Consider the following 17,083-nt stretch of genomic DNA (forward strand, 5'->3'; position numbering starts at 1 on the left):
TCTCAGTACAGATGGACGGCCAGATGCCCGAGGGGCAGCCCCAGCTGCCAGGCCGGCGTCCAGACCTGCGCCTCGCCGTCCTCGGTGCCCAGCGGCTCCCACGGCTGCGCACCGATGGCGTCGAGGTCCGCGGCCAGCAGTTCGGTCTCCTCCAGCCACCGCCAGGCCGCCCGTGCCATCACCAGGTCGGGGTCGGCCGGCCCGTCGGCGGGGGTGGTCCGCTCCAGGGCCTCCAGCCGGGCGCAGACCCACCTGCGCCACGGCGCGCCGTACGCGGTGAGCAGCCGCAGCTCGTCCACCCGTACGGCGGGCAGTTCCTCGGCCGCCGCGCCGTCGGAGAGGAAGATCGTGAGGGCGAGCGCGTCGCGCCCCGCCCGGAACTCCAGGGTGGCCGGCTCCATGAGGTCACCGGTCACGAGCAGTTCGTCGGCGATGTACTCGGAGTACATCCACGCCATCGGGACCGGCAGCCCGCCCCCGCCGGTTTCTTCGCAGTAATCGGGACGCATCCCGTCTCGCCTCTTTCGTCTACTCGGCACCGGCCACACGCAGCATTGAACCGGGGGCGCGTGCCCCGCGTGGGCAGAAGGGCAGGATCCGTCGGGAGACAGGAGGTGTGATGAACGCCGACCGCGGCGACGACCCGCACGTACGGCAGTCGCTGGGCGCCTATGTGCTCGATGCCCTGGCCGCAGGCGAGACCGCTTCGGTCGCCGCGCACCTCCAGACGTGCGCGGTGTGCGCGGCCGCCTATGTGGAGGTCGCGGAGGCGGCGTCCCTGCTGGGGCTGGCCGACGAGGAGGATCTGCTCGAATAGCCGGGAAGGTTCCGCGACAGGACGCGCAGCGCGTAGTACGAACGGGACTTGACGGTGCCGGCCGGTATCCCGAGGGCCAGCGCCGTCTCGCCCACGCTGAGCCCGCGGAAGTAGATCTGCACGAGCACCGCGCGGTGCTCCGGGCTCAGCGTCCGGACGGCGTCACGCACGTCCAGCGAACGGGCCGCGGCCTCGGCGGTGTTGTCCCGGGCGGGCGCGGTCTCCAGGACCACGTCACTGACCTCGGCCGGCCGTGCCTGGCGGGACCGCCTCGCGTCGATGGCCAGCCGCCGCGCGACGGTGAAGAGCCACGGCCGCATCGAGTCGTAGGGCGCGTCGAAGGCCTCGGGGTGCTGCCAGGCGCGCACGAGCGTCTCCTGCAGCAGGTCCTCCGCCCGCTGCCGGTCACCGAAGGTCAGCCCCAGCAGGAAGTGGAAGAGCGCGGGCCCGTGTTCGCGCTGCATCCGGGCGAGGGCCCGTTCGTCCGTCGTCGCAGTGATCATGGTGAACGTCCCTTCCCGAAGAGGCCCCTGACGCCTCGCTCCCGCCTGGCGTATACGAACGCATCGGGGCGCGGGGGAACAGGCGGTGCACCGATGTGTGCGCCGAGCGGTCGCACGGAGCGGCGAGTGGTGCGGTGAACGGTCACTCGGCGCCGATACGGCCGATTCAGGTACTTGGTCACCTTTGTTCTTGACTCGGCAGTATGGATATATGTGTAGTCGGGTGGCTGAAACTCTCCGACCTGGGAGTCGTGCTGATGACGAAGCGCATCCGACCGAGTGCGGCGATCGCCGTCGCCGGCCTCCTCGCCACCGCGACGGCCTGCTCCGGGCCACCCGCGACACCCCCCGGCTTCGCGGGCCGTCATCTCACCGCCGCGCACGGCGCGAACGGTGCGGGCGGCGGCGGGGGAGCGGACGGCGGCGGCGCCTTCACGCTGCTGGCCGCCGGCGGCGTCCTGCCCGACACCCCGCTCATCGACCGGGCGGCTCAGGACGCCGGCGGACAGGGCTTCGACTTCCGCCCGATGCTGAAGGGCACCGCCCGGACCGTCTCGGAAGCGGACCTGGCCCTCTGTCACATGGAGACGGTCTACGGACAACAGGGAGGCCCCTACACCGGCGCCCCCTCCTTCAGATCGCCGCCGGAGCTCGCGACGGCACTGCGCGCCACGGGCTTCGACTCGTGCTCCACCGCCTCCGACCACAGCCTGGACGACGGCGCCCGAGGCGTCGGACGGACACTCGACGTCCTGGACGCGGCGGGCATCGCCCATGCCGGGTCCGCCCGTTCGGCGGCCGAGGCGTCCCGCCCCACCCTGCTCAGGGCGGGACGGGGCGAGGGCGCCGCGAAGGTCGCCCATCTCGCCTACACCCACGGCGCCTCGGATGCCCGGACGCCGGCGGTGCAGCCGTGGGCGGTCGCCCCGATCGACAGGGCGCGCATCATCGCGGACGCGAGGAGGGCCCGCGAAGGCGGTGCCGACGTGGTGGTCGTCTCCCTGGACTGGGGCACCGAGTGGCAGGAGGCACCAGACGACGCCCAGCGCGCCCTCGGCCGCGCGCTGACGGCCTCCGTCACCGGCGGACGTCCCGACATCGACCTGATCCTCGGCACCGCGCACGTCCCGCAGGCGTACGAGAAGGTCAACGGCACCTGGATCGTCTACGGGACGGGCAACCAGATCACCGGTCCCGCGGCCGATCGCGACGGGGTGCCGGACCCGCGCGCCGGGGAGAGTTCCATGGGCCGTTTCACCTTCGCGCCACCGGTGAGACCCGGGGAGCGCTGGACCGTGAAGAAGGCCGAATTCCTGCCGCAGTGGTTCGACCCGGCGGCGGGCCGGGTCGTCGGCCTCGCCCCGGCATCCGCGGAGGCGGGTCCGTCAGGCGGCGACCTGCGTGCGATCCGCGACCGCATCGGCCGCGTCGTGCTCAGTCGCGGCGCGGCCCAGGACGGACTAGTCGAGGGCCGCTGACGGACTTGCGGGCGGGTCGGGACCTGCCTGCCTCGGGCCCTACGGCACCACGGTGACCGGCCAGCGCCCGGCCTTCACGAGGCGCACCGCGACGGACCCGACGAAGCGGTGCCCGGCGGACTCCGACGCGCTCACCACCACGGCGTCCGCCTTCAGCTCGTCGGCCGCCGTCACGAGTCCGTTGTACGGATCGCCGCGGAACGTGTGGAACTCCCAGCGGACGTTCCATATGTCCTTGAGCCGCTCGGTCGCGGTTCTGATCTCGTGCACCAGTCCCTCCGCGACCTCCCCGGTGGCGTCGGCGACCGGCGCGCCCAGGGCGGCGCCGGCCGCCATCACCGGCTGGACGTAGACGAGGGCGAGCAACGCGTTCTGCCTGCGTGCCAGGCCCGCGGCGTACGCCGCGGCCCGCATCGAGGATTCGGAACCGTCGAGGCCCGCGACGATCACCTTGGGGCCGTCGGTGCCGCGCTCGAAACGGTCTTCCCGCTGCTCTGTCACGGCCCCGAGGGTAGCCGCTGCCCTCGCGCGCCCCGCCGCCGCCTCCACCGGGACGCACGGACTGCCGGGGCGACCGCGTGTGCACTGCATCCATCGGGTGCAAAACGTGACATCCCCGGTGTCGGCGAACGGCACGGGCACAACTCCGTGCGAGCAGTTGTTCATGAAGCATGATCAGATTCCAGTGGACCGTCGCACCATGCTGCGTCTCGCCCTCGCGCTGGGCGCCACCACGGCCGTGCACATGATCGCGGCGGATCCGGCGGGCACCCCCGCCCGGCCGGGCGGCGAACCGCTGCCGGCCCCGGCGGCGGGGCCCCCGGCGAGTGCCCGGGCGGGCTCGCGTGCGTACCGGTTGCGGCCCATGACCGCGGGCGGTCCGTCCCGCTTCCTGCCCGCGCCGCCGCCCGTCCGCACCCGGCCCTTCGAGGAGCTGCCCGAGCTGGGGGACGACGCCATGGTCCTGAGCTTCGACGACGGCCCCGACCCGCGGTACACCCCGGACGTGCTGGCGATCCTGCGCCGGTACGACGTCCGCGCGATGTTCTTCGTGTGCGGGGAGATGGCGGCCGACAACCGTGATCTGCTCCGCGAGATGGCCGACGACGGCCACGTGGTCGGCAACCACTCCTGGTCCCACCCGCTGATCCCGAAGCTGTCGAGAGCCGGTATCCGCAAGGAACTGGGCAGCACGAGCGAGGTGATCGAGAAGACGCTCGGCGCACCACCGCTCTGGTACCGCGCCCCGTACGGTGCCTGGAACCGCAACTCCTTCGAGATCGGCGCCTCGATGGACATGGAGCCGATGGCCTGGACGGTCGACACCCTGGACTGGACCGAGCCGGGAACCGACACCATCGTCCGCCGGGTCAAGAGGGGTGCGGCGCCGGGCGTCGTCGTCCTCTCCCACGACGCGGGCGGCAACCGCTCCCAGAGCGTGGCCGCCCTGCGGCGGTACCTGCCCGCGCTCATCGACAAGGGCTATCGCCTGACGGTCCCGCGGCGGGTCTGAACGCGGGCGCACGGCGGCGGACGCGTTCGCGTCCCCGCCCCGCGTGCGCCGTGGGGGCCGGAGTCGCGGCGATCCGCCCCGGTCCGCGGCGGCCACGGGTCCCCGGAGCGGCTGCGCGGGGTGAGTGCCGGACCCGTCAGCGCGTCTCTACCAGGCGGGCGAACACGACCACGTTGCCGTCGTAGCCGTCGGCCTTGGTGTAGCCCCCGCCGCACGTGATGACGCGCAGCTCGGCGTACCCGGTGTCGCCGTACACCCGGGGGCCGGGGAAGTCGTTCTTGGCGAACACCTCGACGCCGTAGATCTCGAACACGGCGGTGCGGTTGTCGTAGCGGGACACCTCGATGTGCTGCCCCTTGCCGAGCGAGCCGAGCCCGTAGAAGACCGCGGGGCCGGCCAGGTTGTCCACGTGGCCGACCAGGACGGAGGTTCCGCGCTGGCCGGGCGCGATGCCGTTCTGGTACCAGCCGGCGAGATTGGAGTCCTGGGCGGGGGGTGCCTCGATCCAGCCGGCGGGGTCCAGATTGACGTCCACGATCGGGGCGTCGACCTGGATCGAGGGGATCTGTACGCGCTCGGCCGGGGCGTACGCCAGGGGCTGCACCGGTTCGCCGTCGACCGGGGCGGACGGCGGCGTGTCCCGGGGACCGGCCACCGAGGCCGCGGCGGCGGGCTGCGGCGGTCCGGGTGAGGTCTCCGCGCCGTTGCGCATCAGCGCGAGCCCGGTGAGCATCACCAGGGCGATCGCGCCCCACGGTGTGTGCCTGATCCGCTCGCCGCCCCACTGGTCCCGGCCCATGGTTCTCCCTTCGTCGCGACATCGCCACGCTAGGCGGGGGGATCCGGGGCGGCTATCGGAGAAGGGCGAACGGGTGGGGCCAGCAGCACCGACTCCTCTTCGGAGTAATGAGCGGATAAAAAGTCTGACGGTCCGTGACCTGCGGGTCCGTCAGATTTCGGCTGCGCCACGCGGCGTGTCGGCTCCCGGGGCCGAGCGATGCCGAAATGCGCCTACTGCGGTATGTGGTGATGGTTCGTCATGGGATGCGTTTCATTCGACAGATCCCGGAGAATCAGGACTCCGGGGCGCGCTTCCCGCTGGAGGTTCAACGATGCGTGCTTCACGCACTCTCGCGGTGACCGCGACCGCGTTCGCGGCGGTCGGGCTGGCTGCCCCGCTGGCCGCCGCCGGGGGCGGCCCGGGCAGCAACCCGAGCAACTTCCCGACCAACGTCACCGTCAACCCGTCCTCTGTCCACCAGGGCGCCACGATGCAGGTCAGTGCGGAGGGCTGCGGCCGCTCCGGCGGCAGGGTGTGGTCGAACGCCTTCCCGACGGTGAACCTCTCCCCGGGCCGCGTCGGTTACGCCACGGCGCACATCCGGAACGACGCGACGCCCGGGCAGTACAGCCTGTCCGTGCGGTGCAACAACAGCGACAACAACTTCGGTGGCGGCAACGGCGGCAACGGTGGCAATGGTGGCAACGGGGGTGACAGCGGCAACGGAAACGGCAACGGCCGTGGCGACCGCGGCAATGACCTCGGCAACCGCGGAGGCCAGAACGACTCGGTCGCCACGGCCCGCTTCACTGTGCTCCCGTCCCGCGGCGCGCAGGGCGGTCTCGGCGGTTCGATGGGGCCCAGCTCGGTCGAGATGCAGGTGGGTGGCGGTCTCGTCGCCGCGGCGGCCCTGGGTGGTGCCGTCTTCGTCGTCCGTCGCCGGATGAGCAATGCGGCGATCTGACGCGTCGAAGCTCCCGTCCGGTCCGATACGCCCGTCGCCCCGAGTCCTGGACCAGGACCCGGGGCGACTGTCGTGTGTTCGTTCGGACCAGGCGCCGTGCCGTCAGTGCTGACTGCCGGTGCGCCGCCTGCGCAGGACGTAGACCGCGCCGGCCGCTGCCGTCGCCACCAGGGCCGACCCGGCGGCGATCTCCGCGGGGTCCATGGTGTCGACGCTGCCGCCGAGGCCACCCAGGACTCCGGCGGGAGACGCGGTGGAGCTGGTGGTGGGCGTGGTCGTGGGCGTGGTCGAGCCCGAAATCGTCAGATTCGCCGACCGGGTGGTCGTCCCGCAGCGGAAGGTCACCTCGTAGACGGCGCCCCGCCTGGCCTCCCGGTCGACCATGGCGGTCGCCGACCGGCCCCGCGGGATGGTCGTCGTGTCGAACACACCCGAGAACGCGGTCGCGTCACCGGCACAGCCCATGGCGCCGAGGGTGACCGAGCCTCCGGGGGCGACCGTCGACGGGGTGATGGTCGGAGTGAAAGGGGTGGACGTGCCGCCGGTGAGCGAATCGGCCGACGCGGCAGGTGCCATCGACAGGAAGGCGGCGGCGCCCAGCAGGGCGACGGGTGCGACACGTATCGCGCGCATGGTGAATCCTCCGGGTCCCGAGGGGCAGCCGCGGAACGGGTTTCCGCGAGGTATGAGAAATGCACCTCGATGCCCGAAACGGTAGAAGCGCCGCATATCACCCGCGATCGGGGTCGGGCGAATGGGGCAGCCTTGTCCCCCGGCCGGCGGACCGGGCCGGGGGAGCGGGGCGGGGTGGGGTGGTGGGGTCCGGCGCGGGCCTATCCCCCCGTGGCGTGGGGGAACAGGTCGACGAACGGCGCGGTCGTCGCGGAGATGCCCCGGCCGAAGGGAGCGTCGAAGTCCCAGATCAGGAAGAGCAGGAAGGCGATGAGGACGCTGAAGAGGCCGGCCAGGAGCAGTTCGCGGAAGGTTCTGCGGATCTGGAGCGTGAAGATCAGCCCGACCGTGACCAGCGCTCCCGTGATGAGGCCGAACCAGACGACCCCCGGCATGGTCGCGCCCGCGTTCTGCCCCCGTGATCCCCGGGCGTCGTCCACGGCGGCCACCTGGTCCACGAGCGGCTGGTAGGCCTGCCCCTCGTGGTCGGTGCGGGGCTTGTACTCGGTGACGTCGGCACGCACCCGGTCGAGCAGTCTGGTGCCCTCCTCGGTGAGCGCGCCGTGGTCCGTCATGTACCTCCATTCGTCACTCACGACATGGGCCACGTAGGCGTCGACGTCGCTGCGGATACGGTCGCGGACCTCGGCCGGGTAGACGGCCGACCGGGCGCTGACCTCGTGCAGGGCCTGCGCCTCCAGGCGTACGGATTCCTGGGCGGCGCTGCGGCCCTCCCAGACACCGGCGATGGCGAGGCCGAGCACGATCGCGTAGACCACGCCGATCATCATCGTCATGTACTCGATGACGTCCGGGGTCTCGGAGGGGTCGTCGTCGTCGGCGAGCCGGCGATTGCTGAGGACTGCGATGGTCAGGACGACGGCACACGCCGACGCCATGGCAATGGTCAGAACGAGCCATTCCGACATGGGATCCCTTCGTGGGTCAGCGGGAGGAGCGGGGGCGCAGCACGGCCACGGCGAAGACGGCCGGCGCGGTGATCAGAAGGGTGAGGGACACCAGTGACGGTCCGGACCGTGGTGTCTTGCGGGGTGGCTTGCGGTAGGCGGGGAGCGCCACCGGCGCCGGCGGTGCGGGGCGTGCGCTGGGCGGTGGTGGTGGCGGTTCCGGTTTCGGCTTCGGAGGCGGCGGGGGCGGCGCGGGTGGAGGGGGCGGTTCGGGTGCGGGCGGTGGTGGTGGCGGTGGGGGTGGAGGGGGCGGTTCGGGTGCGGGCGGTGGTGGTGGCGGTGGGGGTGGAGGGGGCGGTTCGGGTGCGGGCGGTGGGGGAGGCGGAGGAGGTGGGGGAGGTGGGGGAGGTGGAGGCGGGGGTGGCGGAGGGGGAGCCGGTTCGGGCTCGCCGATGATCGCCGTGCACCGCCCCCCGCCCGAGATGGCGAAGGACGATCCGTCCTCCCCCTGCCCGATGGAGGCCACCGCGCAGTCGTCACCGAAGGCGGGCGGCGGGACGGCGAGCAGCACGAGCAGGGTGGTTGCCGTCAGCCGCCATATGCGTGATCCGTACACGCCGGGGAGCATGTTCCCCGCAGCCGTCGGACACGCGGCCGATGCAGGTGATTCGCCTGATGGTGGGGACATTCGGCGATTCGCGTTTGCGCCCGGCAAAAGTTTCTCGGCGATGTATTGAACACCTGGACCCCGGCCGCCCGTACCTAGGGCCACGAAAGGCGCGGACTCGCGTCCCGGACGGCAGAAGGACAACGGGAGTCGACATGAATACCTGGCGGAACGCCTCTCTCGCGGTGACCGCGGCGGCCCTCCTGGCGCTGACGACGGCGTGCGGTCAGGAGCAGGGACCCACGTCACCCAACGGCCAGCCGGTGGGCAACGCGGCCGCCCAGGCGCCGGCCGACAGCGGTTACGGCTCGGACGGCGGCTACGGATCCGACGTGGGGGCGGACAGCGCGCCCAAGGAGGCAGGCCAACTCGCGGTGTGGGACAGCAAGAAGCTCGGCGAGGTGCTGACCGACAGCGAGGGCTTCACGCTCTACCGGTTCGACAAGGACACGGCCGAACCGCCCAAGTCGAATTGCGAGGGCGACTGTGCGAAGACGTGGCCGGTGGTGGCCGCCGGCAACGCCACGGCCGCCGCGGGCACCGATGCCGGGCTCATCGGGGAGGTGACGCGTGCCGACGGCACCAAGCAGCTCACCGTCGGCGGCTGGCCGATGTACCGCTACGCGAAGGACACCGGCCCCGGGGAGACCAACGGCCAGGGCGTCGGCGGCACCTGGTTCGTCTCCGCGCCGGACGGAAAGAAGGCGGTGGCCAATGCGGACGGAGCGGATGCCGGTCAGCCGGCCGACCTCGCGGGACTTTCGGTCCGCAAGGATCCGAAACTCGGCGACATCGTGGTGGACAAGCGCGGAATGACGGTTTACCGCTTCAAGAAGGACTCGGCGTGGCCGATGAAGTCCGCCTGCACGGGTGACTGCCTGGAGAAGTGGCCGGTCGTCAGTCCCGTGTCGAAGAATGACGTCGACGGAGTGACCACGAAGGGATTCGTCACCTTCAACCGGCCCGACGGCATCAAGCAGCAGTCGATCGACTGCTGGCCGGTGTACACCTTCTCCGGAGACGCGAAGCCCGGGGACACCAACGGCCAAGGCGTCGGGGGAACATGGTACGCCGTCTCGCCCGAGGCGAAGCTCGTCGGAGCCCCGAAGTAGCCGCCGGAGGACCCCGTGGTGCCGGTCCGTCGCCGCGTGCGCACGCGCAGCGACGGACCGGCCGCACATGCCTGCGGTGTGTGACCAATAACGGATCTCTAATTTCCGTTTCCACTCGCTCTCCTGGCGGTCGATCAGTAGCCTCTGGTCAACACTGACCATGAACATGGCCGGATCGCCGTGGCGACTTGTTGGAGACATCGATGGAGCGTCCCGCCTGGGCACCGCAGGGCATTGACATCTCGGTGCCGAGCGTGTCTCGCATGTACGACTTCTACCTGGGCGGTTCGCACAATTTCGAGGTGGACAGGGAAGCGGCCCGCAAGGCCATGGAGTTCATGCCGGGTCTGCCCAAGGTCATGCAGGCGAATCGCGCCTTTATGCGGCGGGCCGTGCACTACGCCACCGCTTCCGGTGTCAATCAGTTCCTGGACATAGGCTCCGGTATCCCGACCTTCGGCAATGTGCACGAGGTCGCCCAGGCCGACGACCCGGAATCCCGGATCGTCTACGTCGACCACGACCCGGTCGCGGTCGCGCACAGCCAGGCGGTGCTGGAGGGCAACGAACGGGCGGTCGTCGTCGCCGCGGATCTCCGCTCGCCCAAGGAGATCCTGGAGAACCCGGAGATCAACGCCCTTCTCGATTTCGACAAGCCGGTGGCGTTGCTGCTGGTCGCGGTCCTGCACTTCATCGAGGACGCCGACGATCCCTACGGTGCGGTCGCGGAGCTGAGCGCGGCACTCGCCCCCGGCAGCATGCTCGTCCTCACCCACGCCTCGTACGAGGGAATCCCGCTCTCCGAGGAGGAGGCCGGCGGGACGGTCGGCGTCTACCGCAACATCCGCAGTCCGCTGGTCATGCGGACCCGCGCCGAGGGCAGCCGCTTCTTCGAGGGGTACGAGATGGTCGAGCCCGGCCTGGTCTCCATGCCCGACTGGCGCCCCGAGTCCCCCGGGTCCCGCGCGCAGGAGGACCCCTTCGCCTTCTCGGGCTTCGCCGGGGTTGGACGCAAGGCGTGAGCATTCCCGCCCAGTCGTCCGGCACGCCGGACGCGGAACCCGACGGCCCCGAAGGCCGCCTCCGGAGATTCGCCACCATCTGGAGCCGGGCGATCTTCCCCTCCACGGCCACCTCCCTGACCCGGCCGGAGTTCGAGGAACACCTGCTGCCGCTCGCCCGGGAGCTCAACCGGATCCTGCACGCGAGGGCCTTCGACGCCACGCCCGCACACGGTGTGGGAGCCTCGCTGGTCGCCGCGCACTGCACGGACCCCGACGCGCTGAGTTCCACACTCGGTGTCGTCGACTCCTACCTGGTGCTCTACTGCGGGGGCAACGGGCCGGTGGAGCTGTCGACGGAGGACAGCCGGGCACGCTGCGCGCGCATCCAGCACGCGCTCGCCGGCGGCTTCAGCCAGGCGCTGCGCGAGCGCACGCTCGCCGAGCAGGAGGCGATCGCCCGCTCGGCCCTCACCGCCCGCTCGCACGCCGAGCAGGCCCTGCACGCCACCGAGGCGCGCTTCCGCGCGGTCTTCAAGGACGCCGCCGTGGGAATCGGCATCGCCGATCTCGAAGGGAACATCCTGGAGATCAACGACACCCTCACCAGGATGTTCGGCGGTCTGGAGAACCACGTCCGCAGCCACAAGGTGAACGAGTGGGTCCACCCCGAGGACTCGCCGCACGTCTGGAAGTACTACGACGAACTGGTGCGGGGCGAGCGCGAGCACTACAGCGTCGAGAAGCCGTACTACCGCAACGACGGCACGGTGCTGTGGACCAACCTCACCGTGTCCCTGCTGCGGGACGCCGAGGGCCGGCCCCAGTACCAGCTCGCCCTGCTGGAGGACACGACCGAGCGGCGGCTGCTCAACCTCCGCCTGCGCTACGAGGCCACGCACGACGCGCTCACTGGTCTGCCCAACCGCACGCTGTTCTTCGAGCGGCTGGAGAAGGCGCTCACGCCGCGGGACGGCATGCGCTTCGGGCTCTGCTACCTCGACCTGGACGGCTTCAAGGCGATCAACGACAGCCTCGGCCACGCGGCCGGGGACCGGCTCCTGGTCGAGGTCGCCGACAGGCTGCAGAGCTGCGCGACCGCCCCCGGCGAGATGGTGGCGCGGCTCGGCGGCGACGAGTTCGTCGCCCTCACGACCGGCCCGCGCACCCAGGACGAGGTGCACGAGCTCGCCGGCCGCATCCTCTCGGCGCTCGCCACTCCGATCCGCCTCGACGGCAGGGAGCTGACGGTGCGGGGATCCGTCGGCGTGGTCGAGGGCCCCTCGGGCGAACGCACCGCGGCGGAGGTTCTGCGCAGCGCCGACATCACGATGTACCGGGCCAAGGCGGCGGGCGGGAACCGCTTCGCGCTCGCCGACGCCGAGGCCGACGCCCGGGCCATCACCCGGCACGGGCTCACCACGGCCCTGCCCACGGCGCTCGACCGCGGTGAGTTCTTCATCGAGTACCAGCCGCTGGTGCACCTCGGTGACGGCAGCGTGCACGGTGCGGAGGCGCTGGTCCGCTGGTGCCACCCCCAGCACGGTGTGCTCGGCCCGGACCGGTTCATCCCGCTCGCCGAGCACACGGGGCTGATCGTGCCGCTCGGCCGATGGGTGCTGGAGGAGTCCGTGCGGCAGGCGAACTTCTGGCAGGAACGTCATACCGACGGCGGCCCCCTGCGGATCAACGTCAACCTCTCGCCGACGCAGCTGCATCATCCCCGGCTGGTGGCCGAGACCGTGGACGTGCTGGAGCGGTCCGGCCTGGAGCCGGGTGCCCTCTGCCTGGAGGTCACCGAGTCCGCGCTGATCGGTGCCGACGACGACCTGCTCAAGCCGCTGCGCCAGCTGGCCGAGATGGGTGTCGACATCGCTCTGGACGACTTCGGCACCGGCTATTCGAACCTCGCGAACCTGCGCCGGCTGCCGGTGAGCGTGCTGAAGCTGGACCGTTCCTTCACCCGGGGCATGCAGCACCACCCGGCCGATCCCGTCGATCTGAAGATCGTCGAGGGCATCGTCTCGCTCGCCCACAGCCTGGACCTCGCCGTCACGGTCGAGGGGGTCGAGACCCGGGCCCAGGCGGACCAGCTGCGACAGCTGGGCTGCGACACCGCCCAGGGCTGGTACTACGCGCGTCCGGGTGCTCCGGACGCGATCCACGCGCTGCTGCTGGCCGACGCGGTCTGACGGGCCGGTGCCTCAGCCGCCGGCCGGGCCCGGCCCGCCGGCGGCCGTCGGTGCGACGGGAGGCTCCGATCCCAGCAGCATCCGCTGCAACTCGCGCGCCGCACGGGGCGGTTCGACGTCGCTGCGGTGCGCGAGGGCGATGGTGCGCCGCAGCGACGGGGTGGCGAGTGGTGTCGTACGCAGGTCCTGGCCCGCCCGGACGGCGACCATGCGGGGCACCACCGCGATGCCGAGACCGGCCCGCACGAACCCCAGGACCGCGTCCATCTCACCGCCCTCGACGGTGAACGTCGGCTCGAAGCCCTCGGCGCGGCAGGCGGCGACGGTCAGCTCGCGGAGGTCGTAGCCGTGCCGGAACATCACCAGTGGTTCGTTCTCTAGGTCGGCGACGGTCACCGAGCCCCTGCGCCCCGGTGCCGGGCGGGAGGCCGACGACACCACCACGAGGTCCTCGTGCAGCAGCTCCACCGTGGTCAGCGCCGGTGATCCGGCGGGCAGCGGCAGGACGAGCAGGGCGAGGTCCAGGGCGCCGCGGGCCAGTTGCCGCACCAGGTCGTGGGAGCCCCCCTCCTCGATCAGCAGCCGGATTCCCGGGTGTGCGTCGTGGAAGGCGCGGAGCACGTCCGGCAGCAGGCCCGTGCAGACACTCGGTGTGGCGCCGAGCCTGATCCGGCCCCGGCGCAGCTGCACGAGCTCCTGCACCTCGTGCCGTGCGGTGTCCGCGTCCGCGAGAATCCTGCGGGCCAGCGGCAGCAGGGCCTCGCCCGCGTCGGTCAGCGCGATGTTCCCGCGGGCCCGGCTGAAGAGTTCGGCGCCCAGTTCGTTCTCCAGGGCCTTGATCTGCTGCGAGAGCGAGGGCTGCGACACGTGCACGTCCTCGGCGGCCCGGGTGAAGTGCCTGGCCTCGGCCACCGCGACGAAATAGGTGAGCTGCTGGAAGTGCATGAGGACGACCATAGGCGATGCCATAGGGGATGCCTATGGATATGACTCGTTTCATGTCTTGGACTGATGGTGTCCTTCGGATCTAGCGTCAAGTCCATGGCATTGGCAACGCGGGCGGACCGACGGCCGTCCATGACGCGTACGCTCTGGGACTCGTCCGTCGGCAAGAAGACGATCATGGCTGTGAGCGGCCTGGTCATGCTCGGCTACCTGGTCGTCCACATGCTGGGCAACCTGAAGATCTTCTTCGGATCCGACGAGTTCAACCACTACGCGCACTGGCTCAGGACCATCGGCGAGCCCTTCCTGCACTACGAGTGGGCGCTGTGGATCATCCGCGTCGTGCTCGTCGCGGCCGTCGTCCTGCACGCCGTCTCCGCGTACCAGCTGAGCCGCCGCGACCTCCGGGCCCGCCCGACCGCCTACGTGCACAGGAAGGCGCGTGCGAGCTACGCCACGCGCACCATGCGCTACGGCGGCGTCATCCTCGCGCTCTTCATCGTCTGGCACATCCTCGACCTCACGACCGGCACCGTGCACTCCGGCGGATTCCAGTCGGGCCACCCGTACCAGAACGTGCTCGACACCTTCTCGACGTGGTGGGGCAACGTCGTCTACATCGTCGCCGTGCTCGCCCTCGGCCTGCACGTCCAGCACGGATTCTGGAGTGCGGCGCAGACCCTCGGAGTGGGCAGCGCGGCCAGGGACCGCGTCCTGAAGACCCTCGCCAATGCCCTCGCAGTGGTGCTGACGGCCGGTTTCGTCTCCGTGCCCGTCGCCGTGATGACCGGAGTGGTGAGCTGACATGAGCGACTACACGAACTACACGACCGGTGAGCCCGTCGTCGACGCCAAGGCGCCCGGCGGACCGGTCGCCGACCGCTGGGACACCCGCCGCTTCGAGGCGAAGCTCGTGAACCCGGCCAACCGCCGCAAGCACACCGTCATCGTCGTGGGCACGGGCCTGGCAGGCGGCTCGGCGGGCGCGACGCTCGCCGAACAGGGCTACCACGTCGTCCAGTTCTGCTTCCAGGACTCGCCGAGGCGTGCCCACTCCGTCGCCGCGCAGGGCGGTATCAACGCGGCAAAGAACTACCGCAACGACGGCGACTCGGTGCACCGGCTCTTCTACGACACGGTCAAGGGCGGCGACTTCCGGGCCCGCGAGTCCAACGTCCACCGCCTGGCCGAGATCTCCGTGGAGATCATCGACCAGTGCGTCGCCCAGGGCGTCCCCTTCGCCCGTGAGTACGGCGGCCTCCTCGACAACCGCTCCTTCGGCGGAGTCCAGGTCTCCCGCACCTTCTACGCCCGCGGACAGACCGGTCAGCAGCTCCTCCTCGGCGCCTACCAGGCGCTCTCCCGGCAGATCGCGGCCGGCAACGTCGAGCTGCACGCGCGTACGGAGATGCTCGACCTGATCGTCGTCGACGGCAAGGCGCGCGGCATCGTGGCCCGCGACCTCGTCACCGGGAAGATCGACACCTACTTCGCCGACGCGGTCGTCCTGGCCAGCGGCGGCTACGGCAACGTCTTCTACCTGTCGACGAACGCCATGAACTCCAACGCCACGGCCATCTGGCGGGCCCACCGCCGCGGTGCCTACTTCGCCAACCCCTGCTTCACTCAGATCCACCCCACGTGCATCCCGCGCACCGGCGACCACCAGTCGAAGCTGACCCTCATGAGCGAGTCCCTGCGCAACGACGGACGCATCTGGGTCCCCAAGGCCAAGGGCGACGACCGCCCCGCGAACGAGATCCCCGAGGACGAGCGCGACTACTACCTGGAGCGCGTCTACCCGGCCTTCGGCAACCTCGTGCCCCGCGACATCGCCTCGCGCGCCGCCAAGAACGTCTGCGACGAGGGACGGGGCGTCGGACCCGGCGGCCAGGGCGTGTACCTCGACTTCGCCGAAGCCATCGCACGGATGGGCCGGAAGGCGGTCGAGGAGAAGTACGGCAACCTCTTCGACATGTACGCCCGCATCACCGCGGAGAACCCGTACGAGACGCCCATGCGGATCTATCCGGCCGTCCACTACACGATGGGCGGGCTCTGGGTCGACTACGACCTCCAGACCACGGTTCCCGGCCTCTTCGCGATCGGCGAGGCCAACTTCTCCGACCACGGAGCCAACCGGCTCGGAGCCTCGGCGCTGATGCAGGGACTCGCGGACGGCTACTTCGTCCTGCCGTCCACCATCAACGACTACCTGGCCCGCAACCCCCACGCCGAGGAGATCGACCCCGGTCACCCCGCGGTCGCCGAGGCCGTCGCCGAGACCGAGGACCGGCTCAACCTGCTCCTCGCCGTCGACGGGGACCGCACCCCGGACTCCTTCCACCGCGAGATCGGTGAACTCATGTGGGAGTTCTGCGGGATGGCCCGGACCGAGGCAGGGCTCCGCAAGGCGCTCGACCGCATCCCGGAGATCCGCGAGGAGTTCTGGCGCCGCATCAAGGTGCCCGGCAGCGGCGAGCAGTTCAACCAGTCGCTGGAGAAGGCCAACCGCGTCGTGGACTACCTGGAGCTCGCCGAGCTGATGTGCCTCGACGCGCTGCACCGCGCCGAGTCCTGCGGCGGCCACTTCCGCGAGGAGTCACAGACCCCGGACGGGGAGGCCGCCCGCCGCGACGAGGAGTTCTCCTACGCCGCGGCCTGGGAGTTCAGCGCCACCGGCGACGCCCCCGTCCTGCACAAGGAAGACCTCGTCTTCGAGTACGTCCACCCCACCCAGCGGAGCTACGCATGAAGCTCACCCTGCGCGTCTGGCGCCAGCAGAACGCCGAGGCGCCCGGCGCCATGGCCACCTACGAAGTCGACGGCATCTCCCAGGACATGTCCTTCCTGGAGATGCTCGACACCCTCAACGAGGAGCTCATCCTCGGCGGGGACGATCCCGTCGCCTTCGACCACGACTGCCGCGAGGGAATCTGCGGCGCGTGCAGCCTCGTCATCAACGGCGACGCCCACGGCCCGGAGCGGACCACCACCTGTCAGCTCCACATGCGGTCCTTCGACGACGGCGACACGATCGACATCGAGCCGTGGCGGGCCTCGGCCTTCCCCGTCGTCAAGGACCTGGTCGTCGACCGGTCCTCCTTCGACCGGATCATCCAGGCCGGCGGTTACATCTCCGCGCCCACCGGCACGGCGCCGGACGCGCACGCCACCCCGGTGCCCAAGCCGGACGCCGACTCCGCCTTCGAGCACGCAGAGTGCATCGGGTGCGGCGCCTGCGTGGCCGCGTGCCCGAACGGCTCGGCGATGCTCTTCACCTCGGCGAAGATCAACCACCTCAACGTCCTCCCGCAGGGCGCACCCGAACGCGAGACGCGGGTCCTCGACATGGTGGCCACCATGGACGACGAGGGTTTCGGCGGCTGCACCCTCACCGGTGAATGCGCCACGGCCTGCCCCAAGGGCATCCCGCTGCCGTCGATCACCGCGATGAACAAGGAGTGGCTGCGGGCCACTCGCAAGGTCCGCCGCTGATCCGCCGCACGGTCCCGACGGGATCCGGCACC

Annotated in this window: 17 protein-coding genes; 10 read left to right on the forward strand and 7 right to left on the reverse strand. The window is 70.9% G+C overall.

Features of this window, described 5'->3' with window-relative positions; all coding sequences use genetic code 11:
• Positions 1-2: 2 nt before the first annotated feature.
• Positions 3-509: a hypothetical protein gene (locus ACFYY2_RS01555; protein WP_388735497.1), complete on the reverse strand. Its 507-nt coding sequence runs from the start codon at positions 507-509 to the stop codon at positions 3-5.
• A gap of 110 nt (positions 510-619) precedes the next feature.
• On the opposite strand from ACFYY2_RS01555, the gene ACFYY2_RS01560 reads away from it, so the two are divergent.
• The gene (locus ACFYY2_RS01560; protein ID WP_388735499.1) at positions 620-817 is read left to right on the forward strand and encodes a zf-HC2 domain-containing protein; all 198 of its coding nucleotides are present in this window, start codon (positions 620-622) and stop codon (positions 815-817) included.
• Here ACFYY2_RS01560 and ACFYY2_RS01565 read toward each other — a convergent pair.
• Positions 751-1,320, reverse strand: coding sequence for a sigma-70 family RNA polymerase sigma factor (locus tag ACFYY2_RS01565; protein ID WP_388735502.1), 570 nt, complete (start codon positions 1,318-1,320; stop codon positions 751-753). The genes ACFYY2_RS01560 and ACFYY2_RS01565 overlap by 67 nt on opposite strands.
• Before the next feature lie 257 nt (positions 1,321-1,577).
• Between ACFYY2_RS01565 and ACFYY2_RS01570 the strand changes: the two genes are divergently transcribed.
• Positions 1,578-2,798, forward strand: coding sequence for a CapA family protein (locus tag ACFYY2_RS01570; RefSeq protein ID WP_388736798.1), 1,221 nt, complete (start codon positions 1,578-1,580; stop codon positions 2,796-2,798).
• Between the two features lie 39 nt (positions 2,799-2,837).
• Here the strand turns inward: ACFYY2_RS01570 and ACFYY2_RS01575 are convergent, their stop codons facing one another.
• Entirely contained in the window at positions 2,838-3,299 is a 462-nt protein-coding gene (locus ACFYY2_RS01575) for a universal stress protein (protein WP_388735504.1), read from the reverse strand.
• A gap of 163 nt (positions 3,300-3,462) precedes the next feature.
• On the opposite strand from ACFYY2_RS01575, the gene ACFYY2_RS01580 reads away from it, so the two are divergent.
• Entirely contained in the window at positions 3,463-4,311 is an 849-nt protein-coding gene (locus ACFYY2_RS01580) for a polysaccharide deacetylase family protein (protein WP_388735507.1), read from the forward strand.
• A gap of 136 nt (positions 4,312-4,447) precedes the next feature.
• Here the strand turns inward: ACFYY2_RS01580 and ACFYY2_RS01585 are convergent, their stop codons facing one another.
• Positions 4,448-5,110 carry a class F sortase gene (locus ACFYY2_RS01585; RefSeq protein ID WP_388735509.1) on the reverse strand — a complete coding sequence of 221 codons (663 nt, stop codon included), beginning with the start codon at positions 5,108-5,110 and terminating at the stop codon, positions 4,448-4,450.
• A gap of 313 nt (positions 5,111-5,423) precedes the next feature.
• Here ACFYY2_RS01585 and ACFYY2_RS01590 point away from each other — a divergent pair, with 313 nt between their 5' ends.
• Complete coding sequence (locus tag ACFYY2_RS01590; RefSeq protein ID WP_388735512.1) at positions 5,424-6,056, forward strand: hypothetical protein; 633 nt, start codon at positions 5,424-5,426, stop codon at positions 6,054-6,056.
• A gap of 102 nt (positions 6,057-6,158) precedes the next feature.
• On the opposite strand, the gene ACFYY2_RS01595 is transcribed toward ACFYY2_RS01590, so the two are convergent.
• Positions 6,159-6,689: a hypothetical protein gene (locus ACFYY2_RS01595; protein WP_388735514.1), complete on the reverse strand. Its 531-nt coding sequence runs from the start codon at positions 6,687-6,689 to the stop codon at positions 6,159-6,161.
• 200 nt (positions 6,690-6,889) lie between these two features.
• On the reverse strand, positions 6,890-7,657 hold the full coding sequence (locus ACFYY2_RS01600; RefSeq protein WP_388735517.1) for a hypothetical protein: 768 nt from the start codon (positions 7,655-7,657) through the stop codon (positions 6,890-6,892).
• An 801-nt stretch (positions 7,658-8,458) separates the two neighbouring features.
• Here ACFYY2_RS01600 and ACFYY2_RS01605 point away from each other — a divergent pair.
• The 3 genes from ACFYY2_RS01605 (at position 8,459) to ACFYY2_RS01615 (ending at position 12,608) form a co-directional block, all read left to right on the forward strand.
• Positions 8,459-9,415 carry an SCO0930 family lipoprotein gene (locus ACFYY2_RS01605; RefSeq protein WP_388735520.1) on the forward strand — a complete coding sequence of 319 codons (957 nt, stop codon included), beginning with the start codon at positions 8,459-8,461 and terminating at the stop codon, positions 9,413-9,415.
• Between the two features lie 203 nt (positions 9,416-9,618).
• Positions 9,619-10,437, forward strand: coding sequence for an SAM-dependent methyltransferase (locus ACFYY2_RS01610; protein ID WP_388735523.1), 819 nt, complete (start codon positions 9,619-9,621; stop codon positions 10,435-10,437).
• Positions 10,434-12,608 (forward strand): putative bifunctional diguanylate cyclase/phosphodiesterase, encoded by a 2,175-nt coding sequence (locus ACFYY2_RS01615; RefSeq protein WP_388735525.1) that lies wholly within the window; start codon positions 10,434-10,436, stop codon positions 12,606-12,608. Before ACFYY2_RS01610 ends, ACFYY2_RS01615 begins: the two co-directional genes overlap by 4 nt.
• Positions 12,609-12,620: 12 nt before the next feature.
• On the opposite strand, the gene ACFYY2_RS01620 is transcribed toward ACFYY2_RS01615, so the two are convergent.
• Positions 12,621-13,553, reverse strand: coding sequence for a LysR family transcriptional regulator (locus ACFYY2_RS01620; protein ID WP_388736800.1), 933 nt, complete (start codon positions 13,551-13,553; stop codon positions 12,621-12,623).
• A gap of 96 nt (positions 13,554-13,649) precedes the next feature.
• Here ACFYY2_RS01620 and ACFYY2_RS01625 point away from each other — a divergent pair, with 96 nt between their 5' ends.
• From ACFYY2_RS01625 to ACFYY2_RS01635, 3 genes are read left to right on the forward strand one after another with little or no spacing between them, the layout of a single operon-like run.
• Positions 13,650-14,357 (forward strand): succinate dehydrogenase, encoded by a 708-nt coding sequence (locus tag ACFYY2_RS01625; protein WP_388735528.1) that lies wholly within the window; start codon positions 13,650-13,652, stop codon positions 14,355-14,357.
• Position 14,358: 1 nt separating this feature from the next.
• Positions 14,359-16,308, forward strand: coding sequence for a fumarate reductase/succinate dehydrogenase flavoprotein subunit (locus ACFYY2_RS01630; protein WP_388735530.1), 1,950 nt, complete (start codon positions 14,359-14,361; stop codon positions 16,306-16,308).
• Positions 16,305-17,051 carry a succinate dehydrogenase/fumarate reductase iron-sulfur subunit gene (locus ACFYY2_RS01635; RefSeq protein ID WP_329042300.1) on the forward strand — a complete coding sequence of 249 codons (747 nt, stop codon included), beginning with the start codon at positions 16,305-16,307 and terminating at the stop codon, positions 17,049-17,051. Before ACFYY2_RS01630 ends, ACFYY2_RS01635 begins: the two co-directional genes overlap by 4 nt.
• Positions 17,052-17,083: the final 32 nt, after the last annotated feature.

Source organism: Streptomyces sp. NPDC001822 (genome assembly GCF_042892135.1).
Taxonomy (GTDB): Bacteria; Actinomycetota; Actinomycetes; order Streptomycetales; family Streptomycetaceae; genus Streptomyces.